Below are 22,365 nucleotides of genomic sequence, written 5' to 3' on the forward strand. Positions count from 1 at the left end.
GGTGCGCCCCGAGGGGCAATGTTCGGGGCGGCAGGGCTTCAGCGCGGCAGCGCGGCACCCAGGCCGGGCGCGGGCGGGGCGCCTCGGCCGCCGCTGCCACCGACGATGTATTCGACGCTGGGGCCCGAGGGCCCGCTGGCCACCGCCATGGGGCGCGAGCGCTGCGGCCTGAAGCCGGCGACGATGGCGTCCAGGTCGACCGCGTCGACGCCGCTGGTCATGGTGGCGCGGTCCTCGGGGTTGCGCAGCGTGGCGATGATCTTTCCGAGGCGCTGCGCGAGGATGAGCTTCTGCGCATCCTGCGGCTGGATCGCCACGGTGACGGTGGAGTAGCGCTGCTGCGCGTAGGGGTCGGTGTCGGCCGAGACGTCGGAGCGCTTTCGCATCGAGGCGAACTGCTCCGAGGTGATCTGGCCGGTGGCGCGCACCTCCACGTCCTGAAGGAGCGGGATCACCACCGAGGGGTCGTTGGCCGCGGACTTCTCGACCACGTACATGAAGTCGATGCGGTCGCCCGCGCGCAGCATGCCCGAGATGGAGCTGATCTCGTCCACCGGAATGGTGATGGCGCGCACGCCCTGCTCGATCTCCTGCGCGAACACCTTGCGCGGCGCCGAGAAGAACGAGGCGAGCAGCGGCTTGCCCGCGGCCACCGGCACCGAGAGCTGGCGGCCCGCGAACTGCGCGAAGGTCTCGGGCGTGAGCGCGTCGTTGTGCACGTACTCGTTGGGCACCGAGCGCTTGGCCACCATGTTGGGCAGCACGGTCGTGCCGTCGCCCAGCGCGCGGTTGGCCACGACCACGTCGCGGCGCTGGCTGTCGGCGTCTTTCTCGAGGCTGGCGGCGATTTCGCGCTCGCTCGCCCGGAGGTAATACCAGCCCAGGCCCGCGGCCAGGAGGCCCAGCATCAGGGCACCGATCAGGGGGGACAGCCGTTTGACGCTTTGCTTGAACTTGAGGAGTCCCGGAGATGATTTCATGCCTGGCTACAAAGGATAGGAAAGGGTGTACGAGTAGGTCGACCAGGCGTCGCGGAAGGCCTTGATGAGCAGCGCGATCACCGAGCGGTCGGCGCCCGGGAAGGTGGCGAACAGCATCACGGCCAGGATGCCGGCGACGATCACGTATTCGGTGATGACCTGGCCGCGCTGGGCGCGGCGAAAGGAAGGGGCGCGTTGGGAATGATGGCGGCGTGGACGCATGACGGTCGCTCTCATTCCGGCGTGGTCTGGCTGGCGACGATGAAGTAGCCGTCGTCGCGCTTGGAGATGGCCACCACCATCTCCTCCCCGTTGCGGCGGAACACCAGCGCCGAGCGCGTGCCGCCGTCGACGGTGCGGTCCTGCACCAGCGTCCAGCCCAGGCGGATCATCTGTTCGCGCAGGTAGAGCGCGTTGGTCTCCACGCTCACGTTGTTGGTGACCACGATGGTGCGGTTGCGCTGGCCTTCGTCGTAGGAGAGCGTGTCCGAGACCACCTGCGAGCCGGCCGGGCGCGGAAAGCCCTTGCCGATGCGCTCGGCGCGCTCCTGCAGGCGCTGCTCGCTCTGGACCTCGTCGTAGACCTTCGCCGCCACCAGCCGGCCGGCCGTGCCCTCGGGCCGCGCGCGCAACTGCACCGAGACCTGGTACACGCCGAACTTCGCGCCGAGCACGCGCATGGCGCCGACGGTGTTCACGCCGTAGCCCGCCTTGTCGGCCAGCCACTTCTCGTAGTAGCGCGACACGACCTCCATCGGCTCCTTGGACTCGATGCCGCGGATCTGCATGGGAATGGTGTTCTGCTCGATGTACTCGGCGATCCAGAAGGTCTTGGCGCCCGCGGGCGACGGAATCGCCGGCCAATCCAGTTGCGGCGGTGCCGCGGCGGCAACGCTGCACAGGCAGAGCCAGGCGGCGAGCATCCATCGCAGGAACGGCACGGGCGCGGGCACGGTCATCAAGGCAGCGTGTTGACCACCGGGGTCGGCGGGAAGGCGCGGTAGTAGCGGAAATGGTCCTTCACGCTGCCGCCGTTCGCTTCGCCGTCGCCGCCGGTCTCGCCCGTCGCACCGGGCGGGATGCGCTCGAAGCGGTCCAGCGGGGTTTTCTCGAGCGCGTCGCCCGGCGTGAAACCCATGGTGAGGTTGTTCATGTCGAAGGCCGGAAAGATCTGCTTGATCTGGTAGGCCGTCTGGTGCATGCCGCCGCGCAGCTGCTGGTAGAAGGCGCCGTCCAGCAGCTTCATCGGCACCAGGCCCTGGATCTTCGTTTCCTCGCGGTTCGTGCCGCCCGCGTTCCAGGCTTCGGTGAGCATGGTGACCTGCTCGCTCATGTCCAGCGCGGGAACGTCCTTGAACTTGGTATAGGTCTGGCTCACCTTCACCTCGTGGCGCAGGTACCCGCTGCTCACCATCTGGAACTTGCCCAGCGGCCCGGTGATCGCGTTGGAGCCGAGCGCGGCCTGCGCCACCCGGATGCCGTCGAACACCACGTCGCTGGCATTGAGCAGCGAGGGCATGGGCGCGGCGATGCTCGATGCGCTGACCGCCGTGGTGCGCTGGTCGATGGCCGGCAGCGTCGGCTCGAACTCGGCGATGTCGGCGGCGTGGATGGAGATGCCGGGCGCCGAGCGGTCGCGAAAGATATGGCGGCGCAGGTCGCGCGTGACCTCCGCGTCGGTCTTCTTGATCGCCCCCGACGCGCCCTTGGCTTCGGTGTCGGAGATGCCTTGGTTCTCCGGCATCCACACGGTGCGCTGCCAGGCCACCAGCTTGGCGGCGGCCACGGTCTGCATGCGCTTGGTGCCGTACTCGGCGATGGCCGGGATCGCGCCCAGCGTGACAGCCGCGAAGCTCACGATCAGCAGGGTCTCGACCATCGCGTGGCCGGTGGAAGCGCTCGCGCGCGCCAGGCGTCCGGACGGGCGTCGTTGCAGGCGGTTCATGCGCGGGCGTCCTTCATCAGTTGCCGTTGTCTTCGTCGGCCGAGCCGCCGATGGCCGCACCGCCCATGGCGATGCCACGCGCCCACAGCGAGGGCTCCACGTTGTGCACGTGCCAGTAGGGGCTGAACAGGCTGCGGTGCTCGATGTAGCCGCCGGCGAAGCCCACGTTGTATTTGCCGATCGTCGAAGGATCGGCCACCGCGTTGTCGCGGCGCGCCCAGCGGTCCTGCGGACGTCGGAAGTAGACCTGCGAAGTCGACAGCGCCTTGATCTCGCGGCCCTGGAAGTTGTCGCGCAGTCCCGCCTTGCCGTCGGCCGCGGAGTTGCCGAAGCCGGCGACCTCGCCCGTGCGCACCTTGTCGCCGCCCTTTTGCACCACGAGCGTGAAGGCCGGGCCCTTGTCGGTGTTCTTGCCCCACTTGAGCGGGTTGGCGCCCTTGAAGCCGTTTTCCGCGAGCCAGTTGTCCGACTCGTTGGCAATCATCGGCGGGTGGTCCTTGATCTCGGTGAAGCGGGGCATCGCCCAGCTCTTGGTGACCAGGCCGATGTCGGTGCGCGGGCTGTAGTGCAGCTTGGCGTTGAACACCAGCACCGCCAGGGGGGCCACCAGGATCTCGCCGTTGCTGTCGCGCGCGGCGCGCTCGAAGGACTCGCGCTCCATGTAGGCGGTGTCGCCGATCTCGCCGTTCAGGCCGCCGTAGGTGCGCCCCTCGCGGGCATAGCTGCGCAGCGTGAGACGCTGGCCTTCCCAGCTCTTCATGTAGTTGGGCCCACCCGCGGCCGCCGCGCCGGCACCCAGGCCGAAGCGGCCGCGCAGGATGTCGTCCCAGCCGCCGATGATGTCGGTGTAGAGCACCCCGATGGGCAGCTTGATCTCGATCGAATCGGCCGACTGCCAGCGGATGCGCCCGGTCTCGTCGCCCGCGATGCCTTCTGTCGCGACCAGTTCGGTGCCGCCCTTCCACTCGAGCAGGCCGCCCATCATGTCGCCGGTGATGTCGCTGAAGCCCGGCGGCGAGGTCGGGCTGCTGGAAACCATGCCCTGCAGGGCGCCCGACATGCCCGAGGCGACCCAGCCCAGGACGTTGGGCAGGAAGCGTCGGTTCTTGGTCCAGTCGTCGCGTGTGGCCTGCGCGGCATGCGCGAAGCGCAGCACCTCGTTGAACTCCTCGTCGTCGAACGAGAGGCTGCCCGACTGGTGGTAGGTCTTCAGGTAGGTCCCCACGTCGGCCACGAACTTGATGACGAAGATCGCGGTCTCGGCCGGCGGCACCGAGGCGTCGGGGTCGTTGGAGTTGACGACGTCCTTCACCAGCTGCGGCAACTGCGCCGTGGTGCCCACGAGCATCGCGACCTGGCTGGCCGAGATGCCCTGGTTGAACGCGCGAAGGATGTCGGCCCCGATCTGCAGCGGCTTGGCCGAGGGCTCGACGAAGCCGGCGATGCGGTCGGCGGTGCGCTGCAGGCGCTGGGCCTTGGCCAGGTTGCCAAGGTACTGGAAGAAGTAGATCCAGCCCACGACGGGAAGGCGGCTTCTCTCCAGGTTTCGTATGCCCTTGAGGGCCTCGGCGACGACCAGGCCCTCCTGGATGTTGGCCGCGCTCGTGATGAGCATGGCCATGGAGGTCTGCGCGCTGGCCAGCGTCGCGATGCTCGCCTCGTTGGCGGCCATCGCGCGGTTGGTGTAGGCCATGTAGTTCAGCGCGCGTGCCGTGAGCACGTTGGCGCTGTAGGTCGCCGCATCGGCGGTGTTCTGCAGCTTCATCTTCTCGCGCGCGGCGGTGGCGGCGTTGTAGACCACCAGCACGCTCAGGAAGATGATCGGCAGCATCGCCACCAGGTACACGATCGCCTGGCCCGACTGGCGCCGGCGCCTGGACGCGCCGGCAGCAGCCAGGAGGAGTGAGGCGGCGGCTGGAGGCATCACGCGATGTCGATCAGGCCGTCGAAGCGGGGAAGCGTCGGGGAAGCGCCTTACTTCGTGGCGTCCGCACCGCCCTTGGTGTAGGTGCTCATGTTCATGTTGACCTGGGCGTTGGTGGACGCCTTGCCCGCGGCCGTCTGCGCGTTCGTGACTTCGGTGGAACCCGACTGGCCGCCCACTTCCTTGGCCATGCCGGCCACCTGGTTGCGCATGGTCTGGCCGAAGAAGCTGAACACGGCGATCGCGGCGATGGCGATGAGGCCCAGGATCACGAGGTACTCGGTCATGCCTTGCCCGCGGATCTTGATCTTCGAGGCAATTTGGCTGCTCAACTGGGTCAGACGATGGATTTGCATGGGAGAAGTTCCTGAAAGGTGGCTGAAAGGACCAGCGGATCGTAGGGACGCACCCGTCGTGTGTTCGATACACTTTTTGCGAATCTCGATACAAATTAACATTCGCAAAAAGATCGCAAACTGCGCGAATCCTTTAGTTCTCCAAACTGCCCGCACCCTCGAAACGCAGCTGGCTTTGCCTGCGAAATTCGGTCGGCGTGACGCCCTTGATCTCCAGGAACCGGCGGTTGAAATTCGAGACGTTGTTGAAGCCGACCTCATAGCAGATCGACGTGACATAGCGCTCGCTCTGCATCAGGAGGAGGCACGCCTTGTTCACCCGCACCTCGTTCACGTAGCTCAGGAAGCTGTGTCCGGTGGCACGCCGGAAGAGCCGGCTGAAGCGCCCCGCATTCATGCCGAGCTCGGCCGCGATGTCGGCCGCGCTCAGGTCCCTGGACGGATCGTTGGCGATGCGCGTCACCACGTCGTTGATGGCCTCGATGCCGTGGTCGCCATCGGTCTGCATGCCCGAGAGCAGGCGGTAGTCGGTGCACATCGCCATGTCAGCGAGGAAGTCGCAGAACAGGCTGAAGCGCTTCAAGCCGCGCGCCTCCTTCACGCGGTGCCAGTGCGCCTCGGCGGAAGCGGCCATGCCGAAGAACTCGATGCCGTAGCGCGCGCGCTCCAGCATGCGCACCGCCTCCTGCAGTTCGGGAATGCGCTCGGCGGCCTCGAAGATGGGGTCGTGCAGGAACTGGATCACGAGGTCCCGCTGCGGCACGCCTTCGGGCGGCACGTCCAGCGAGATCCAGTTGTGCGGCAGCTTCGGCCCGCACAGCACGAGGTGTCCCGGCTCGAACGAGCCGATCCAGTCGCCCACGAACGCCTGGCCCGAGGTGGCGACGATCAGGTGCAGCTCGTATTCCTCGTGGCAATGCCAGCGCGCGAGCGGCGTGGGAAAGCCGTGCTCCAGGCAGCGCACCAGTCCAACCTCGGTCGATGGCTCGTAGCCCAGTTCAGGCGAACGGGCGCGTTCGACTTCGAGTTCGGGGAGCAACTGGCGCGGCGTTCGGTGGCTGGAACTCGTCATGACTTTGTGTTGGGCTGACAGCAAACAACCGCCCGCGATCCTGGGGTCGCGGGCGACACGGCAACGAAATCGATGATCTTCGGGGGCAAACAAGTCGGTAGCACGCTCGCACGCAGCGGCGAGCGCAGGCACCGGGTTCGCGCCGCGGAAGATATTGGTTAGGCCTTGCAATTGCCAGACCCTATGCGAACTACGAAGATTCGTATGCGTGCACGGCAAGCACCGAATCGGGCCCGCCAGACAACTGCCAGCGTTGTATAGACAGCCGGCTTTCCATCCTCCCTCCAGTGAAAAGCATCACCCGAGTAGACGCGCAGGCGCGGGCTGTCTAGAAGGCGGTGCGATGCCCTCGCGAAGTCGGTGTTTTTCGCGCGTCGGTGCCAGCCTAGGCCTCGGCCAGCACCGCCCGGACCGTGACGCCTTGCACAGCCAAACGTTTGCGCATGGTCAGCACCGCCTGGTCCTTGCTGATGAGCAGCGCGCGCTGCGCCACCGCGAGGTCGATGAAGACCTGGTCGTCCGGGTCCTTGCAGACGCACGGCGCGCGCGGCGGCGTCTCGGCCAGGAGGTGCGCGCGGGCGTCGAAGGCCGCCAGCACGGCGGCCGCATCCATCTGACGCTGCGCCAGCCGCCGAGCGATCAGCGGGTAGCCGAGCACCCGCGCGAGTTCGGTGCGCATGGGCGCGGTGACGATCCAGCGCAGCGCACCGGACGCGAGCGCCGCGGCCAGCGGCACGCAGTCGGGGTTGTCGAACACGAACAGGTCGAGCGCGATGTTGGTGTCGATGACGACGAGGCCGGAGTCTGGAAGGGTCATGGCGGCGTGGAAATGACCGCCGATGTTGCACCATGTGCGACCCCGGTCAGCCGCGCGTCGGGCGCGGCGCCCCACAATGCTGCGGCGCGCACCACGCCCCCGTTTTGCACACGCCCACCCCGCCTTGCCATCCGCCCTGCCATCCGACATGAAACGACTCCCGCTGCTCTGCCTCGCCCTGCTCGCCTGCGCGGTCGCACGGGCCGAATGGCTCACCCTGAGCGGCACGCCCGGCGATCCGGCCAGCAACTACGTGCAGGTCGACCCGAGCCGCATCGAGATCGATGGCGCGCGCCGCGGCGTGACCCTGCGCATGAGCCTGGCGCAGGACACCACCGGCAAGGACGGTTTCAGGTTGCGCTCGTTCGAGGCGCGGGCCACCGTCGACTGCGATGCGCGCACCGCGCGCTACGTGAGCGCCACCTACTACCGGCTGCCGAACTTCGTCGGCGAACCGGTGGCGGTGAAGCAGTTCGAGGACGACGACATCCGCCCCGTGACGCTGCCCGGCGCCCCGCCCGAGCTGGCCGCACGCACCGTCAACGCCGCCTGCAACGCCAGCAGCGTCGGCACCAGCAAATAGCTCAGAAGCCGCGCAGGTCGGCCACCGGCAGCGCGAGGCTCGCGCCCGTGATGCGCTCCAGCGTGCGGCCGATGACGCCGATGTCGTTGTCGAAGCTGCCGTGTCCCGCCGTCTCCAGCACCGGCTTGCCGCTGGCGTCGAGCGCAACCTGGATGCGGTCGTCCTTCACCCGCTGGGTGCGCCTGTCCAGCTTCGCGGCCTTGGCCGAGTTGCGCCACACGGAGAGCGCCTCGCCGGTGTCCGAGGAGCCGTCCCACCCCGAGTAGGCTTCGTCGTTCACGCGGTCCAGGCCCAGGATCGGCGTGTGCAGGTCGGCCTCCAGCGCATTCGAGACGAGATACAGCAGCGACTTGCGGTAGACCTTGCCGACGTTGTCGTCGGACTCGATCTTTTCCGAGAGCACGTCCAGGTGCAGGCGCTCCATCACCGCCGCGTTGCTCGCGTAGTGGCGGTTCGCGAAGGCGACAGTGCAGGCCGGCGCATACAGGTTCACCGAGGCGAGCCGCTCGCCGAGGCCGCCGTCGCGCCCGGCGCGGGTGCGCGCACTCAATGCGCTGAGCAGATGGCCGATGGCGATCGAGCCGGCCGAGTGGCCGACCAGGTGCAGCTCGAACTGGTCGCGCCAATTGGAGGCCAGCGCCTGGAGCGCATCCAGCAGCAGGTCGCCGCCGCGGCGATCGGCGAATGCGAGCTCGGCGTTCTCCTTCATCTCGCTCCAGATCGGGCGCGCGAGCGGGCGGCCGATGCCTTTCTCGATGAGCAGGTCGGTCTTGTCGGTGATGCGCTCTCCAATGCCGCCGCCGGCGGGAAGCGACGGCAGCTTGCCTTCGATGATCCCGCCGATCGATTCGAAGAGCCCCGTCTTCCACACCAGGAACAGCGGGTAGCAGCCGTTGCCCACGAAGTAGCGCCCCATGGCGCAGGCGCGCTCGATGGCTTTGTCTTCGTTGTTGAGGCCGCCGTGCACATAGAGGACGAGGCGCTTGCGCTGCGAGGGCTGGCGGCGAAACCAGTCGTCGGGCAGCACGCAGGCCTGCTGCTGCAGCTTGCGTGGCTGCTCGTCCTCGGTGAGGTAACGGCTCACGCGGCCGTCGTTGCCCAGCACCACGCTGTGCTGGTAGGCCAGGCCCGTGTCCCACCACTTGTTGCGGTCCGCGGCCGAAGCGCTGCCGCGCGCCTCGGTGGCGGCGGTGCCGTTCACCGCGAGCCGGCCGGCCACCACGCCGGGTACGCCGAGCGAGACCACCCAGGCGTCCATCGCATGCGCGAGCCAGTCGAGGTAGCCGAGGACCGCGAAGCCGCCCGCGCCCCAGCGGTTGCCCCAGGAGTTCTGCACGATGAAGCCCTGCGCATTGAAGCCGATCAGGGCGAAGGCATGGCCGCCTTCCTCGGAGCGCCGGCCGTCGAACGGAATGAGCGGAAGGTCGGCATGCGTCTTCGGCGTCTTGGAGAGCTTCACCGCGTTCCAGCCCGCGTGCGTGAAGGCCGAGACGAACACCGCGCGGTGCTGCGCGATCGCGGCCTGCATGTCGGTGATCGAGGAGGTCTCGATGCGGTAGTAGACGCCCAGGGTGACGTTGGCCGCGCGCGCTGCGAAGCCGTAGGTCGCGGCGCTCGACTTCTCGCTCGAATAGGGCCAGTCGGGCTCCAGGCACACGCCGTTGTTGAACCAGCCCTTGAGCGCGCCGCGGCAGCTCGAGCCCTCGTAGTTCTCGCCCTCGTACTCGTCGTGCCGGCGCGCCAGCGTGTAGAGCATGCGCGGGCTCACCGAGTCCATCTTCGCGGGCAGGCCCGACTTGACCCAGCGCAGGTAGTTGACGACGCAGCTGAGGCCAAAGCCCGTGCACGCGCCTTCCTGGCCCTGGTCGAGGATGAGCCCCGCCTTGTCGTAGGCGGGCAGGTACTTGCGCATTTCCTCCACCGGCGGGTACTCGTCGGGCAGGCTGGTCGCGGCGGGCAGGTAGAGGCGGTCGCGCAGGTCCGCGGCGTCCTTGCGGGTGCGCAGGTCGGTGGTGCGGCGCGCGGGGGCCTGCGGCTGGGCCGCGGCTCCTGCGGCGCCCGCGCGCGCGACCGCGGGAACATCGCTCCACACCGTCTTCGCGCGCTCGAACACGTCGCGGAACCGGTCCAGGCCGTGCGCACCGCCGTTGACCAGCCGGCGCGCTTCGCGCAGGCCGTCGCGCCCGCCGACGCCGTCGTTGCGGATCGCATCGCGAAACTTGACCGCCTTGTCGGCCAGGAACAGCGCGAGCAGCACCGCGGCGATCTCCGGCGCGTTCGCGCGGTCGGGCGCCGCCTCGAGCGGCAGGCCGACGCGCTGGCCGTAGCGCCGGTAGTTGTCCTTGCCGGTCAGCTGCACGAAGCCCCGGCCGCGGTATCGCTCGCCGTCGCCGGGCTGCCCGTTGCCCAGGTCGGTGCGCGTGTCGTAGAGGCTGAAGGGCGCACCGCCGGGCGGCGTGTTGAATTTCGAGATGCCTTCGGAAATCGGCACGAAGCCTTCGGTCTCGGCGCGGATGGTGCCCAGCGCGCCGAGGATCATCGGCCGGTCGGTGAGCTTCGCAACGCCGAGCGCGGCCTCGATGTACGGCAGGTAGCGCGCGATGTTCGCGGCCTTGGTGGCGGGGAAGAGCTTGCTCACATGCGCCACGTCGAGCACCAGTTCGAACTCGCGCTTGTCCAGCGCGATGAGGCCCAGCAGCACCTGGCAGCGCGGCCCGACGACGCCGTCGCCGATGAGCCCCACGCCGGCCTGCCATTTGCGGATGGCGGCATCGAAGTCGTCGTCGATCGGTGTGCCCGATCGTTGGAGCGACGCGAACAGGTCCGCGTCGCTGCCGAGCGTTTTCGCGAGGGCCTTGCGCAGGCGTTCGACGTCTTCGCCGACGCTGCCTTTGCTCATCAGGATGTCCATGCCGCTTCCCCTTCTTGCGGGCCGTGACGGGCCGCGGGACGCATGGTGAAACTCGCGTGAAGGCGCGTCTATCCGTCGGATTGGCTAGGCCGGACCCTCAAAGTGACTAGGCCGGGCTCTCTTCGCGAAACACCGTGGAACCGGCTCTGCCGGGCCACTGGTATTGCTCCCCGGTCGGGGGAAGGCGACGCGACACGAGGTGCGCGCAGCCCGGGGCGAGCCTATTTCCGCGCGGACCCTGCGACCATGTCGAAGCGGAACAGGCGGCACTCGATCGGCCCGTTCCACATCGGCACGCGGCGCGATTCCTTCAGGCGCATCTGCTTGGGCAGCTTCAGGTCCGGCGTGAGGACCCAGGCCGTCCACCCGGCATAGTTCTTCTTCCAGTGGGTGGCCAGTTGAGGAAAGAACTCGCTGCCGTCGCCCTCTTCGGTCTGCGCGGATTCCCGCGCGCCGGAGCGGGCCACGCCGCCGACCTCGATCCGTTCGCCATAGGGCGGATTGAGCATGACCACACCGCCTTCGGCCGGCGGCATGCGCTGCAGCGCATCACCGCCGCGGAACTCGATGGCATCCGCCACGCCGGCGCGCTCCGCGTTGCGCTCGGCGAAGTCGACCATGCGGTGCGACACGTCCGAGCCGAAGATCGCGACGCTGCCCGGCTTCACGGCCGATTGCGCTTCCTTTTTGATCGCGTCCCACACATGCGCCTGGAACGGCAGCAGCTTCTCGAAGCCGAAGCGCCTGAGCGAGCCGGCCGCGATGCCGCGCGCGATCTGCGCCGCCTCGATGGGAATGGTGCCGCTGCCGCAGCAGGGGTCGTACAGCGGCGCGTCGGCCACTTCGCCGGTCTCGGGGTTCCACCAGCCGCTGGCGGCCAGCATGGCGGCGGCCAGGGTTTCCTTCAGCGGGGCGTCGCCCTTGTCCTGGCGCCAGCCGCGCTTGAAGAGCGGCTCGCCCGAGGTGTCGATGTAGAGCGTGCAGCTGTCGGTGGTCAGGTGGGCGAACACGCGGGTGTCCGGCCACTGGGTCTCGATGCTGGGGCGCACGCCGTTGGCCTTGGCGCGGAAGCGGTCGGCAATGGCGTCCTTGATGCGCAGGGTGGCGAAGTTCAGGCTCTGCAGCGGGCTGTGCTGGGCGGTGGTCTCGATCTTGAAGGTCTGCTTGGGTGTGAACCAGATCTCCCAGGCCACGCCGCTCGCGATGGCGTACAGGTCGTTCTCGTTGCGGTAGGGCGCATGGGCCAGCTCGACCAGCACGCGCTGCGCGAGCCGGCTGTGCAGGTTGAGCTTCAGGGCGTCGCGCCAGTCGGCGCGCACCCGCACGCCGCCGCGCAGCGTGAGCAGATCCTGCCCGACGCGGCCCGTGAGGGCGTGGACCTCCTGGGCGAGGAATTCCTCGACGCCGGCGGCGCAAGGCAGGAAAAAGGAGAGATCGTTCACGGAAAGTTGGCCATCGGGAAGCCCGACTAGGGGCCTCCATTGTCGCCGCGTCACAAAGCTTCTCTATATAGTCGATTTGCCGATGAATTCCACCCCCGCACCTTTGCTCGCCCCGGCCGCCGCCGGCAGCGACCGCTTCGCGATCCAGTGCGAGGTGCTGCGGCTCTCGATCCGGCCCATCGGGCCGGTGCTGCTGGTGCAATACCTGCTCAATTGCGGCGTTGCCGCGCTCTTCGCATGGCAGTACTCGCTCACGCGCGCGCTGGTGTGGATCGCGCTCATCACCGGGGTGACGGTGATGCGCGGCTTCTTCCCCCAGCGCTTGCCCGACCCCTTCACGCCTCCGAGCCTGCGCCACGCCCAGCGGGTGCACACGCTGCGCACCGCCATCTGGGAACTGGCGCACGGCCTGGCCGGCGTGCTGCTCTTCAACCCCGAGCGGCCCGACCAGCAACTGCTGCTCGGCCTGATGCTGATGGGCATGACGCTGTCGTCGGCTTTCTCGGTGTCGTTCTACACGCCGGCCACTCAACTGGCGATCACGCTCCTGCTCGCGCCGGTGATCGTCACCGGCCTCACGCTCGGCGCGCCGACCATGATGGCCGTCTCGGTGATCGGCATCGGCCTCACGGCCATGATGTGGAAGCTGGTGGCCGAGCGCTCGCGCCAGCTCGAAGAGAACATCGGCCTGCGCCTGAACGAGCGCACGCTGCGCGAACAGGCCCTCGCGGGCCTGCGCGCCTCCGAGCAGGCGCAGGCCGAGCGGCTGCGCTTCTTCTCGGCCGCCAACCACGACCTGCGCCAGCCCGTGATGGCCATCGGCCTGCAGGCCGAGGTGCTGCGCCAGCAACTCGACACCGGCGCCGACCCTGGCGCGGTGCAGCACACCGTGGTCTCGCTCGCGCGGGCGCAGCAGGCGCTCGAAGGGCTCACCAACCAGTTGCTCGAGATCGGCCGCATCGAAGCGGCCGTCGATCCGCTGCGGCCCGTGGCGGTGGCGCTGGCGCCGCTGCTGCAGGACCTGGCGCGCCAGGCGGGCGACGGCCGCGTGACGGTGCGCTGCCCGGTCGGGGCCGTGGCGTGGACCGATGCCGTCTCGCTGCGCCGCGTGCTGGCCAACCTGGTCGACAACGCCGTCAAGTTCACGCCGCGCGGCCGCGTGCTGCTGGCGGTGCGGGCGCGGCAGCGGGGCACGGAGCGGGCCTGGCGCGTCGAGGTGCGCGACAGCGGCATCGGCATCGCGGCGGATTCGCAGGAGCGCGTGTTCAACGACTTCGAGCAGATCGGCAACGCCGAGCGCAACCTGCAGCACGGGCACGGCCTGGGTCTGGCGATCGTGCGGCGGCTGGCGGCGCAGCTGGGCATCGAGGTGTCGCTGCGCTCGGCGCCGGGCCGGGGCTCGGTGTTCGGCTTCGAGCTGCCTGCGGTGCTGGGCTACGGCTCGGCGGCCTCGCAGGCCGCCCCTGCGCCTTCGGTCGCGCCCGGCGCCGCGCCCGCGCTGCGGCCGGGGCTCGCCGTGCTGGTGGTGGAAGACAACACGGTGGTGGCCGACAGCCTCTCCGCGCTGCTGCGGCAGTGGGAAGCCGCACCGCGCGTCTATGCGAGCGCCGCGGAGGCGCTGGCATTGGCCGACCTGCAGGCGCTCGACGTGGCGCTGTGCGACATCCGCCTGCCGGGCGCGCTGGACGGCATCGCGCTGGCGGAACGGCTGCAGAAGCAGAACCCGGCGCTGACCATCGCGCTGGTCTCGGCCGACATCAACGAGGCCACCCAGCGCCTGGCCACCGAACGCGGCTGGCATGCGCTGCGCAAGCCCGTGCAGCCGGACGAACTGCGCGGCGTGCTGCAGCGGGCGCAACGACCCGGTTGACCGCTTGGTTGGCACGGCCCGTGCAACGCCGAAGGCCTCGCCTTGCGGATATGCTCCGCGCACAGGCCGCCCGCCCCTGCCACCGATGTCTGCCGACACCCCTCTTCACCCCCAAGCCGCAGGCCCGCACGGCCAGCGCTACGGCACCGTGGCCATCGTGCTGCACTGGCTGCTCGCGGCCATGATCGTCGGCTCGCTGGGCGTGGGGCTCTACATGACCGGGCTGCCCTTCTCGCCCCAGCGCATCAAGCTCTACAACTGGCACAAGTGGGCCGGCGTCACGATCCTCCTGCTGTCGGCGCTGCGGCTCCTGTGGCGGCTCGCCCACCGCCCGCCCGCGGTGCCCGCGCAGGTGCTGGCCGCCATGCCGCGCTGGCAGCTCGCGAGCCTGCGGGCCAGCCATGCGCTGATGTACCTGCTGTTCTTCGCGGTGCCGCTCGCCGGCTGGGCCTACACCTCGGCGCTGGGCTTTCCGGTCGTGTGGTTCGGCGTGCTGCCGCTGCCCGACTTCGTGCCCGTCGACAAGGACCTCGCCGAGGCCATACTCAAGCCGCTGCACAAGGCGAGCGCCTTCACGCTGGCCGCGGTGGCGCTGCTGCACACCGCGGCGGCGCTCAAGCACCACTGGATCGACCGCGACGGTCTTCTCGAACGCATGTGGCCCGGACCGCGCCACTGAAGGAACCTGCCCCGATGACGCGCCTCCTTTTCCCGAGCCTCTGCGCACTGGCCTTCATGGCGGCCATGCCCGCCGCGGCCGAGCCCGCCGCGAAACTGGTCGCCGACAAGAGCCAGATCGCCTTCGTCACCAAGCAGATGGGCGTGCCGATGGAAGGCGCCTTCAAGAAGTTCGACGCGCAGGTCGCCTTCGATCCGAAGAAGCCCGAGGGCGGCAGCGTTGCCCTGCAGATAGCCATCGCCGGCGCCGGCTTCGGCGTGGCGATGAGCGATGCCGAGTTGCCCAAGGCGCCATGGTTCGACGCCGAGAAATTTCCCCAAGCCACGTTCCAGTCGAGCGCCATCAAGGCGCTGGGCGACGGCAAGTTCGAGATGGCGGGCAAGCTCACCATCAAGGGCACGTCGAAGCAGGTGACGGTGCCCTTCGCCATCGCGCCGGCCGGCGGCAACCATGCAGTGGCCACCGGCAGCTTCACGCTCCAGCGCCTGGACTACAAGGTGGGCGACGGCGAATGGACCGACACCTCGGTGGTCGGCAACGACGTGCAGGTGCGCTTCAAGTTCACGCTCGCGGGCCTCGGGCCGCTCTGAATCCGATCCGATTTTTTCGATTGCATATCCCATGTCCCTCATCCCTACCGCCATGAAGAAGCTCCTCCTTGCCTCGGCGCTGTCGGCCGCGGCACTCCCGTTCGCCGCCACCGCGCAGGAATACACGGCCCCGGCCGTCGCCGCCAAGCCCGCGGGCGGCCCCGTGAAGAACGGCAACTACGTGATCGACCCCACGCACACCTTCGTGATGTACGAGATGGGCCACTACGGCACCACCACCAACCGCGGTCGCTTCAGCACCAAGGACGGCTCGGTGCAGATCGACGGCACGGGTGCCAGCGGCAAGGTCGACATCACGATGGACATCGGCACCATCAACACCGGCGTGGATCTGCTCAACCGCCACGTGCAGAGCAAGGACTTCTTCAACGTCGCCGAATTCCCGACGGGCCGCTTCGTGGCCGACCGCATCGAGTTCAGCGGCGACAAGGTGGTCGACGTGCCGGGCACCCTCACGCTCATGGGCCAGACGAAGCCGGTGACGCTGAAGGCCGTTCGCTTCAACTGCTACCTGAACCCGCTGATCAACCGCCAGGTGTGCGGCGGCGACTTCGAGACCACCGTGCAGCGCAGCGACTGGGGCATCAACTGGGGGCTGAACTTCGGCTTCGAGAACAAGGTGAAGCTGCTGGTGCAGGTGGAAGCGGTGAACGTGCAGCAATGACGAAGGCCGCGCGATGATCGACACCACGCTCTCCCTGCTCGGCATCGCCGGTGCCATGACGGTCGGCGCGATGAGCCCGGGCCCGAGCTTCGTGATGGTCGCGCGCACGGCCGTCGCTTCGCGCAGCGACGGGCTCGCGGCGGCGCTGGGCATGGGCGCAGGCGGCCTCGTCTTCGCGATCGCGGCGCTCGCGGGACTGCAGGCGGCGTTCCTCGCGGTGCCGGGGCTCTATCTCGCGATCAAGGGCTTCGGCGGCGCATACCTGATCTACCTGGGCTTTCGCATCTGGCGCGGCGCGCGGCAGCCGCTCGCGATGACCCAAGAGGCCGATGCATCGTCGGGCCGGCCGCAGGGCCGCGGCGGGCGCACCTTCCTGCTCGGCCTGGCCACGCAGGTCAGCAACCCGAAGACGGCGGTGGTGTACGCGAGCATCTTCGCGGCCTTCCTGCCGCGCGAGGTGCCGCTGGTGCTGGCGCTCGCGGTGCCGGTGGTCATCTTCTGCATCGAGACGGGGTGGTACGCGATCGTCGCGCTCGCGCTGTCGTCGGCGGCGCCGCGTTCGGCCTACCTGCGCTACAAGGCCTGGATCGATCGCGCGGCTGGTGGCGTGATGGGGCTGCTGGGCCTGCGGCTCGTGTGGTCGGCTGTGCGCGGCAACTGAAGCCCCACCCGTTCGGGCCGAGCTTGTCGAAGCCTCGCGCAGCGCTTCGACAAGCTCAGCCCGAACGGTTTTTTTAGCGCAGGTTGCCGGGGATCACAGCAGGCTCTCAGGCGTCAGCGGCGCCAGCAGCTCGAGCATCGTGCGGTCCCAGAAGCCGGAGTCGGGCTCCTCGTTCAGCACGGTGGTCTTGCCCGCGTCCTCGCTGATCCACTCGATGTGCGCTTGCCCGCTGCCTTCGACGAAGCGCAGCCGGTAGGCGCCCTGTTGCTTGAGCACATCGATGAGCTTCAAGGTCTGCTGCGCCATCTCGGGGCTGCGGATGAACAGGCCGATCTCGGTGTTGTAGGTCTCCGAGCGCGGATCGAAATTCATCGAGCCGACGAAGAGGATGCTGCGGTCGATCACCGCCGACTTCGCATGCAGCCGGCCCACCGACGTGCCGAACAATCCGAGCCGCACGCTGCGCCGGGTGCGGTTGGTGCTGAGCTCGTAGAGGTCGGCGCCGAGCTTGAGCATCTCGGGCCGGTAGCGGCGGTAGGCGGTGTGCACCAGCGGCTCGTCGGTGGCGGCCAGCGAATTGGTGACCACGCTGATCTTCACGTTGCGCTGTCGGATCTCCTTCATCACCTCCAGCCCCGCGGCGCCCGGAATGAGGTAGGGAGAGACGATGGTCACCTCGCTGCGCGCGCGGCGCATCTGCTCGACCACGTTGTAGCGCACGCTGTCGACATCGAGCAGCGGCACGCCGCCGTACGAGGCGGTCTTGCCGATCACGCGGTCGGGTGAATCGGCGTACGCCTCGGCGAGCGTCCAGATGAGGCCGAGCTTGCCGGCGTTGAGGTCGTCCGCGATCGGGCTGTAGCCGAGCAGGTCGTTAGGCGCGGGCCTGGGCGGCGGCGGCGTGGTGTCGGGGCCGGTGGCGGCGTCGAAGCGCTTCTGCAGCTCCTCGCGCGAGAGGTCGCTCGCGATGATCGACTGGACCGGCCGCACGTAGACGCTGTTCCAGTACTGGTCGAACAGCACGCCCAGGCGCGGGATGAGCGCGCCGGCAACGAAGGTGTCGAGGTCGATGAAGTTCTCGCCCGAGGTGCGCGTGAAGTACTGGTTGCCGATGTTGCGCCCGCCCGCCACCGCCATCGCGCCGTCGGCGATGAAGAGCTTGTTGTGCATGCGGCGGTTGACGCGGCTGAAATCGAAAAGCGAGGCGGTGAAACGCTTCAGAAGGCTGCCGCGCCCGGCCGGGAACGGGTTGAAGAGACGCAGCTCGACGTTCGGCGTGGCGGCCAGCCCGAGCAGCAGCTCGTCTTCGCCCGACGTGTACAGGTCGTCCATCAGGAGGCGCACCCGCACGCCGCGCTGCGCCGCATCGCGCAGGGTGCGCAGCAGGTAGCGGCCGGTCTCGTCGTTCTCGATCTGGTAGTACTGCACGTCGAGCGTGCGCTGGGCGCGGCGCGCGAGCTGGATGCGGGTGTCGAAGGCGAAGTCGCCGCCGGGCATCAGGCGAAAGCCGCTCAGGTCCGCATCGGGCTGCGAGGCCAGCGCGATCTTGCCGAGCGCGGTGTCGGCCGAGACGGCGATGGCCTTGGTGGGGGCGCGCGGGGCCTCGTCGGGCAGCGTGGCGCAGCCGGCGAACAGCAACGCGGTGGCAATGACGAAAAACCAATGCCCACAACGCGACAGCAGGCCATGGGTCATCGGCGGCTTTCTTCTAGAGGGCTTTGCGCAGGTTCGCGGGCGCGATGCGCAGCGCCTCGCGGTACTTGGCCACGGTGCGGCGCGCGCACTCGATGCCCTGCTCCTTCAGCATCTCGGAGATTTGGCTGTCCGACAGCGGCTTCTTGATGCTCTCGGAGCTCACGAACTGCTTGATGAGCGCGCGCACTGCGGTGCTCGACGCGTTGCCGCCGGTCTCGGTGCCAAGCGCCGAGCCGAAGAAGTACTTGAGCTCGACCGTGCCGAATGGCGTGGCCATGTACTTGGCCGTGGTCACGCGCGAAATGGTCGACTCGTGCAGGCCCAGTTCGTCGGCGATCTCGCGCAGCACCAGCGGGCGCATCGCGAGTTCGCCGTGCACGAAGTAGCTCTTCTGGCGTTCCACGATGGCGTTGCTCACGCGCAGGATGGTGTCGAAGCGCTGCTGGATGTTCTTGATGAACCAGCGCGCCTCCTGCAGCCGCTGCGACAGCGCCTGGCTGCCCTCGCCCTTGTGCGACTTGAGCGCGCCGGCGTAGATGTCGTGCACGCGCAGGCGCGGCATCACCTCGGGATTCAGCATGACGCGGAACTTGATGTTGGTACCGCGGCCTGTCTTGGTGACGATCACATCGGGAATGACGATGTTGCGCTCGACGTCGACGAAGCGGCGGCCCGGCTTGGGCTCCAGGCGCGCAATGATCTGCAGCGCCGAGCGCACCAGCTCTTCGTTGGTGCGCGTGAGCGTGGCCAGGCGCTTGAAGTCGCGCCGCGCGAGCAGCTCCATCGGCTGCTTGCAGATCGCGATGGCGGTCTTGCGGATAAGTTCTTCGTCCTCGGTCTCGTCTTCGCTGGCGAGCGCACGCAGCTGGATGCCCAGGCACTCGCCCAGGTCGCGCGCGCCGACGCCGGCCGGCTCCAGGCTCTGCAGCAGGCCGAGCGCCACCTGGAAGTGGTGCACGAGGTCGTCGAACTGGTCGTTGTCGTCGCCCGCGAGGCCCGAGGCCAGCGCGGGGAGCGAGTCTTCGAGGTAGCCGTCGTCATTGAGCGATTCGATGAGAAAGCGCAGCGCGGCGCTGTCGTTCTCGGTCAGGCGCAGGCTCAGCGCCTGGCGGTGCAGGAACGACTGCAGCGACTCCTGGCTGCGCGCGAGCTCGGTGGCGTCGGCGCGTTCGTCGTCGCCCAGGTTGTTCTGGCGCGCGGGGGCGTCGCTGCCCCACTCGCTGTCGTCGGGCGCCATGTCGACGGTGCCGTCGCCTTCCCAGTCGGGCTCGCGCTCGGCGATCTCGGCGGCGGGGCCGTCGGTATCGGGCGTCGAGGTGGCGTCCGTCGTGGAGGTCGTCGCGCTGCTGAGCGGGGCAGAGGCGAAATCGCTCTCGCCGGTTTCGCCGCCGTCATCGCGCGGAGGGGGCGTGTCGACGGCATCGAGCCCGAATTCCTCGCGCGCCGCTTCTTCCGCGGTGCGCTCGAGGAACGGGTTCTCGTCCAGCATCTGCTCGACCTCCTGGCTCAGTTCGAGCGTGGAGAGCTGCAGCAGGCGGATCGACTGCTGCAGCTGAGGCGTCAAAGCCAGATGCTGCGAGACGCGAAGGGACAGCCCTTGCTTCATGAGGAAATGGCTCCCCCCCAGGCTGCGCGCTGCGCGCTGCGCCTACCCCCTGCCGGGGGCGGGCCGGCCGCTTCGGGCGGCCGTGCGCGGCGCCCCCCGCGAAGCAGCTCCGCGCGGATGACGGCCACGTTCATCCTTGACCCTCGACGCACGATCACATCCGGAAGTGCTCACCGAGGTACACCCTGCGTACTTCGGCGTTGTCGACGATCTCCGAGGGTGTGCCTTGTGCCAGCACATGCCCGTCGCTGATGATGAAAGCGTGATCGCAGATGCCCAGCGTTTCGCGCACGTTGTGGTCGGTGATGAGCACGCCGATGCCACGTTCCTTCAGGAAACTGATGATCCGCTGGATCTCGATCACCGCGATCGGGTCGATGCCGGCGAAGGGCTCGTCCAGCAGGATGAAGCGCGGCTGGGTGGCCAGCGCGCGCGCGATCTCGACGCGGCGGCGTTCGCCGCCCGAGAGCGCGAGCGCAGGCGAATCGCGCAGGTGATCGACGCGCAGGTCAGTCAGCAATTCGGACAGGCGCTCTTCGATGTGCCTCTTGGTGAGCGCCACCACCTTGCCGCTCTCGTCGGGCTCGCGCTGCAGCTCGAGCACGGCACGCACGTTTTCCTCGACGGTGAGCTTGCGGAAGATCGACGCTTCCTGCGGCAGGTAGCTCAGGCCCATGCGGGCGCGGCGGTGGATCGGCATGTGGGCGATCGGCTCGCCGTCGATGGTGATCTCGCCCGCGTCGGCGCGCACCAGCCCGACGATCATGTAGAACGAGGTGGTCTTGCCGGCGCCGTTGGGGCCGAGCAGGCCGACGACTTCGCCCTTCTGCACGTCGAGCGAGACGTCCTTCACGACGGTGCGGCTGCCATAGCTTTTCTGCAGGCCGCGCGCGACCAGGCGGCTGCCCGGGACGTTGTTGGCTTCCTGGATTCCGGCGTGTTCGATCACTTGCGCCCTTCTCCCTCTCCACTGAGCGTAGTGGTCGAGCGCAGGCCGGTGCCGGGCGCGGGGGTGGGAGCCGCGGCCGCGGGCTTCGCGCCTGCCGGGGCCGAGGCGCCGGGCTTGGGCGCGGTGGCGGCCTTCGGGGTGAGGATGGTCTTGACGCGGCCGCTGGGGGTCGACGCGTTCACTGCGGTATTCGGCGGCACGGTCGAGCCGTTGACCGTGTAGGTGTCGTTGCTCTGGTCGTAGACGATCAGCGCGCCCTGGCTCTCGTCGTTCGGCGTGGCGCCGAGCAGGCGGCGCATGGTGGCGTTGCGGATGAACTTGACGTTGTCGGCGCGGCTGTCGTACTCGATGACTTCGGATTCGCCCTCGATCCACTCGTCGGGCGCATTGCGCTTCTGCTTGTAATAGGCGCGCTTGCCGGGTGCCGCCGTGACCACGCCGTACTGGTAGCCCTCGGCATCCTGGCGCACATCGAGGCGCGCGCCGCGGATGATGATCGTGCCCTTCGTGACGAGCACGTTGCCTGTGAACACGCTGGTCTGTTTCAGGTCGTCGTACCGCATCGCATCGGATTCGATGTTCATCGGCTTGGTACGGTCGGCGGTCTCGGCCAGGGCGCCCGAGGCGAGGCCGGCCAGCAACAGCGCGCCGACGGCCAGGCGGCCGATGCGACGAATGAGGGGGGTGTTGTTTGGGTAGGAGGGCAATGTCATAGAGGCACGAAACTTGCTCTGAACCATTGTATGCGGCGGATTCACACCAGTTACCAGCGCCGATGAAAAAGGCCCGCCAAAGCGGGCCAGTGTTCCCATCGGGAGACACCGCGGAACCGGCTCCGCCGGGCCGCAGGTGTCGTTCCCCTGCAAGGGGTGGGCGCAGCGGACACGAAATGCCGCGCAGCCCCGGGGGTCAGCCCTTCTTTGCTTCGCCGACCAGGAAGTTGACCACTTGCAGCACGTTGGTCATGTTGCCGGCGGTCTCGCCATCCACATACCAGCGGCCTGCCACAGCCATCGCCGGCACGCCGGCCACCTTGTAGGCGTCGGTCATCTGCGAGGCGCGCTTGGCCTTGCTGGCCACGCCGAACGAAGTGAAGACTTCCTTGAACTTGGCGCCGTCGATGCCGTTGGCCGCGACCCAGGCAATGATGTTGGCGTCGCCGTTCACGTTCTGGCGCTGCTTGTGGATCGCGTTGAAGACCTTGGGCTGGAATTCGTCAACCTTGCCCAGCGCCTCGAGCGCGTAGTACAGGCGCTGCTTGGCTTCGACGTCGTTGCCCACGAAGGGCACCGGGATGCGGCGGAAGGCGACTTCCTTGGGCGCCGTCTTGGCCCAGGCTTCGAGCGCCGGCTCGAAGTCGTTGCAATGGGGGCAGTTGTACGAGAAGAACTCGACCACCTCGACCTTGCCGGCCGGGGCATCCACCGGCACGCGCTTGTCGAGCACGAGGTACTCGGAGCCGGCCTTGGGCGCGCGCGCCTGGGCGTGGGCCGGGTTGGTGGCCAGCGAAAGCAGCCCGAGCGAAGTGGCGGCCAGCGAAAAGTCACGACGTTTCATTGAAAGGGTTCTCCTGTTGGTACGGCAGACTGAGCCGGCGCGC

General features: G+C 68.5%; 21 protein-coding genes. 6 read left to right on the forward strand and 15 right to left on the reverse strand.

Annotated elements, in window-relative coordinates:
• Positions 1–38: 38 nt before the first annotated feature.
• The 8 genes from cpaB to RT97_RS01755 all read right to left on the reverse strand — a co-directional run bounded on the left by cpaB (position 39) and on the right by RT97_RS01755 (position 7,094).
• Entirely contained in the window at positions 39–980 is a 942-nt protein-coding gene (gene cpaB / locus RT97_RS31980; RefSeq protein WP_080898133.1) for a Flp pilus assembly protein CpaB, read from the reverse strand.
• Between the two features lie 6 nt (positions 981–986).
• Positions 987–1,202 (reverse strand): TadE/TadG family type IV pilus assembly protein, encoded by a 216-nt coding sequence (locus RT97_RS01725; RefSeq protein WP_042577059.1) that lies wholly within the window; start codon positions 1,200–1,202, stop codon positions 987–989.
• A gap of 11 nt (positions 1,203–1,213) precedes the next feature.
• Positions 1,214–1,939, reverse strand: coding sequence for a hypothetical protein (locus RT97_RS01730; RefSeq protein WP_042577060.1), 726 nt, complete (start codon positions 1,937–1,939; stop codon positions 1,214–1,216).
• Positions 1,939–2,925 carry a hypothetical protein gene (locus tag RT97_RS01735; protein ID WP_042577061.1) on the reverse strand — a complete coding sequence of 329 codons (987 nt, stop codon included), beginning with the start codon at positions 2,923–2,925 and terminating at the stop codon, positions 1,939–1,941. Before RT97_RS01735 ends, RT97_RS01730 begins: the two co-directional genes overlap by 1 nt.
• A gap of 16 nt (positions 2,926–2,941) precedes the next feature.
• Positions 2,942–4,849 (reverse strand): Tad domain-containing protein, encoded by a 1,908-nt coding sequence (locus RT97_RS01740; RefSeq protein WP_080898134.1) that lies wholly within the window; start codon positions 4,847–4,849, stop codon positions 2,942–2,944.
• 50 nt (positions 4,850–4,899) lie between these two features.
• Complete coding sequence (locus RT97_RS01745) at positions 4,900–5,205, reverse strand: Flp family type IVb pilin (protein WP_080898135.1); 306 nt, start codon at positions 5,203–5,205, stop codon at positions 4,900–4,902.
• Positions 5,206–5,338: 133 nt separating this feature from the next.
• Entirely contained in the window at positions 5,339–6,277 is a 939-nt protein-coding gene (locus RT97_RS01750; protein WP_042577063.1) for an AraC family transcriptional regulator, read from the reverse strand.
• A gap of 385 nt (positions 6,278–6,662) precedes the next feature.
• Entirely contained in the window at positions 6,663–7,094 is a 432-nt protein-coding gene (locus RT97_RS01755; RefSeq protein ID WP_042577064.1) for a putative toxin-antitoxin system toxin component, PIN family, read from the reverse strand.
• A 148-nt stretch (positions 7,095–7,242) separates the two neighbouring features.
• Here RT97_RS01755 and RT97_RS01760 point away from each other — a divergent pair, with 148 nt between their 5' ends.
• Entirely contained in the window at positions 7,243–7,677 is a 435-nt protein-coding gene (locus RT97_RS01760; RefSeq protein WP_042577065.1) for a surface-adhesin E family protein, read from the forward strand.
• 1 nt (position 7,678) lies between these two features.
• On the opposite strand, the gene RT97_RS01765 is transcribed toward RT97_RS01760, so the two are convergent.
• The gene (locus RT97_RS01765; protein WP_042577066.1) at positions 7,679–10,588 is read right to left on the reverse strand and encodes a C1 family peptidase; all 2,910 of its coding nucleotides are present in this window, start codon (positions 10,586–10,588) and stop codon (positions 7,679–7,681) included.
• Positions 10,589–10,809: 221 nt separating this feature from the next.
• A complete protein-coding gene (locus tag RT97_RS01770; protein ID WP_042577067.1) occupies positions 10,810–12,030 on the reverse strand; it encodes a THUMP domain-containing class I SAM-dependent RNA methyltransferase in 1,221 nt (406 codons plus the stop codon).
• Between the two features lie 82 nt (positions 12,031–12,112).
• Between RT97_RS01770 and RT97_RS01775 the strand changes: the two genes are divergently transcribed.
• The 5 genes from RT97_RS01775 (at position 12,113) to RT97_RS01795 (ending at position 16,515) form a co-directional block, all read left to right on the forward strand.
• Complete coding sequence (locus tag RT97_RS01775; RefSeq protein WP_042577068.1) at positions 12,113–13,900, forward strand: ATP-binding response regulator; 1,788 nt, start codon at positions 12,113–12,115, stop codon at positions 13,898–13,900.
• Positions 13,901–13,985: 85 nt separating this feature from the next.
• On the forward strand, positions 13,986–14,579 hold the full coding sequence (locus RT97_RS01780) for a cytochrome b (protein WP_042577069.1): 594 nt from the start codon (positions 13,986–13,988) through the stop codon (positions 14,577–14,579).
• 14 nt (positions 14,580–14,593) lie between these two features.
• Positions 14,594–15,169 (forward strand): YceI family protein, encoded by a 576-nt coding sequence (locus tag RT97_RS01785; protein WP_042577070.1) that lies wholly within the window; start codon positions 14,594–14,596, stop codon positions 15,167–15,169.
• Positions 15,170–15,221: 52 nt separating this feature from the next.
• Positions 15,222–15,854 (forward strand): YceI family protein, encoded by a 633-nt coding sequence (locus tag RT97_RS01790; RefSeq protein WP_042577071.1) that lies wholly within the window; start codon positions 15,222–15,224, stop codon positions 15,852–15,854.
• Between the two features lie 13 nt (positions 15,855–15,867).
• Positions 15,868–16,515, forward strand: a complete 648-nt coding sequence (locus RT97_RS01795) for a LysE family translocator (protein ID WP_042577072.1) — start codon at positions 15,868–15,870, stop codon at positions 16,513–16,515.
• Positions 16,516–16,608: 93 nt separating this feature from the next.
• Here the strand turns inward: RT97_RS01795 and RT97_RS01800 are convergent, their stop codons facing one another.
• From RT97_RS01800 to RT97_RS01820, 5 genes are all read right to left on the reverse strand, one after another.
• Positions 16,609–18,210: a phospholipase D family protein gene (locus RT97_RS01800; protein WP_042577073.1), complete on the reverse strand. Its 1,602-nt coding sequence runs from the start codon at positions 18,208–18,210 to the stop codon at positions 16,609–16,611.
• Positions 18,211–18,223: 13 nt separating this feature from the next.
• Positions 18,224–19,816, reverse strand: a complete 1,593-nt coding sequence (rpoN, locus tag RT97_RS01805; protein ID WP_042577074.1) for an RNA polymerase factor sigma-54 — start codon at positions 19,814–19,816, stop codon at positions 18,224–18,226.
• Between the two features lie 154 nt (positions 19,817–19,970).
• Positions 19,971–20,765, reverse strand: a complete 795-nt coding sequence (gene lptB / locus RT97_RS01810) for an LPS export ABC transporter ATP-binding protein (protein ID WP_042577075.1) — start codon at positions 20,763–20,765, stop codon at positions 19,971–19,973.
• Complete coding sequence (lptA, locus tag RT97_RS01815; RefSeq protein ID WP_042577076.1) at positions 20,762–21,478, reverse strand: lipopolysaccharide transport periplasmic protein LptA; 717 nt, start codon at positions 21,476–21,478, stop codon at positions 20,762–20,764. The genes lptB and lptA overlap by 4 nt, the downstream gene beginning before the upstream one ends.
• A gap of 196 nt (positions 21,479–21,674) precedes the next feature.
• Positions 21,675–22,322: a thiol:disulfide interchange protein DsbA/DsbL gene (locus RT97_RS01820; protein WP_042577077.1), complete on the reverse strand. Its 648-nt coding sequence runs from the start codon at positions 22,320–22,322 to the stop codon at positions 21,675–21,677.
• Positions 22,323–22,365 lie beyond the last annotated feature (43 nt).

This window comes from Variovorax paradoxus (assembly GCF_000834655.1).
Taxonomy (GTDB): domain Bacteria; phylum Pseudomonadota; class Gammaproteobacteria; order Burkholderiales; family Burkholderiaceae_C; genus Variovorax; species Variovorax paradoxus_F.

What these genes read in the sequence shown, in the direction of transcription:
- cpaB (WP_080898133.1), bottom strand. Translation starts at nt 980, where the DNA reads ATGAAATCATCTCCGGGACTCCTCAAGTTCAAGCAAAGCGTCAAACGG.
- RT97_RS01725 (WP_042577059.1), bottom strand. Translation starts at nt 1,202, where the DNA reads ATGCGTCCACGCCGCCATCATTCCCAACGCGCCCCTTCCTTTCGCCGC.
- RT97_RS01730 (WP_042577060.1), bottom strand. Translation starts at nt 1,939, where the DNA reads ATGACCGTGCCCGCGCCCGTGCCGTTCCTGCGATGGATGCTCGCCGCC.
- RT97_RS01735 (WP_042577061.1), bottom strand. Translation starts at nt 2,925, where the DNA reads ATGAACCGCCTGCAACGACGCCCGTCCGGACGCCTGGCGCGCGCGAGC.
- RT97_RS01740 (WP_080898134.1), bottom strand. Translation starts at nt 4,849, where the DNA reads ATGCCTCCAGCCGCCGCCTCACTCCTCCTGGCTGCTGCCGGCGCGTCC.
- RT97_RS01745 (WP_080898135.1), bottom strand. Translation starts at nt 5,205, where the DNA reads ATGCAAATCCATCGTCTGACCCAGTTGAGCAGCCAAATTGCCTCGAAG.
- RT97_RS01750 (WP_042577063.1), bottom strand. Translation starts at nt 6,277, where the DNA reads ATGACGAGTTCCAGCCACCGAACGCCGCGCCAGTTGCTCCCCGAACTC.
- RT97_RS01755 (WP_042577064.1), bottom strand. Translation starts at nt 7,094, where the DNA reads ATGACCCTTCCAGACTCCGGCCTCGTCGTCATCGACACCAACATCGCG.
- RT97_RS01760 (WP_042577065.1), top strand. Translation starts at nt 7,243, where the DNA reads ATGAAACGACTCCCGCTGCTCTGCCTCGCCCTGCTCGCCTGCGCGGTC.
- RT97_RS01765 (WP_042577066.1), bottom strand. Translation starts at nt 10,588, where the DNA reads ATGGACATCCTGATGAGCAAAGGCAGCGTCGGCGAAGACGTCGAACGC.
- RT97_RS01775 (WP_042577068.1), top strand. Translation starts at nt 12,113, where the DNA reads ATGAATTCCACCCCCGCACCTTTGCTCGCCCCGGCCGCCGCCGGCAGC.
- RT97_RS01780 (WP_042577069.1), top strand. Translation starts at nt 13,986, where the DNA reads ATGTCTGCCGACACCCCTCTTCACCCCCAAGCCGCAGGCCCGCACGGC.
- RT97_RS01785 (WP_042577070.1), top strand. Translation starts at nt 14,594, where the DNA reads ATGACGCGCCTCCTTTTCCCGAGCCTCTGCGCACTGGCCTTCATGGCG.
- RT97_RS01790 (WP_042577071.1), top strand. Translation starts at nt 15,222, where the DNA reads ATGAAGAAGCTCCTCCTTGCCTCGGCGCTGTCGGCCGCGGCACTCCCG.
- RT97_RS01795 (WP_042577072.1), top strand. Translation starts at nt 15,868, where the DNA reads ATGATCGACACCACGCTCTCCCTGCTCGGCATCGCCGGTGCCATGACG.
- RT97_RS01800 (WP_042577073.1), bottom strand. Translation starts at nt 18,210, where the DNA reads ATGACCCATGGCCTGCTGTCGCGTTGTGGGCATTGGTTTTTCGTCATT.
- rpoN (WP_042577074.1), bottom strand. Translation starts at nt 19,816, where the DNA reads ATGAAGCAAGGGCTGTCCCTTCGCGTCTCGCAGCATCTGGCTTTGACG.
- lptA (WP_042577076.1), bottom strand. Translation starts at nt 21,478, where the DNA reads ATGACATTGCCCTCCTACCCAAACAACACCCCCCTCATTCGTCGCATC.
- RT97_RS01820 (WP_042577077.1), bottom strand. Translation starts at nt 22,322, where the DNA reads ATGAAACGTCGTGACTTTTCGCTGGCCGCCACTTCGCTCGGGCTGCTT.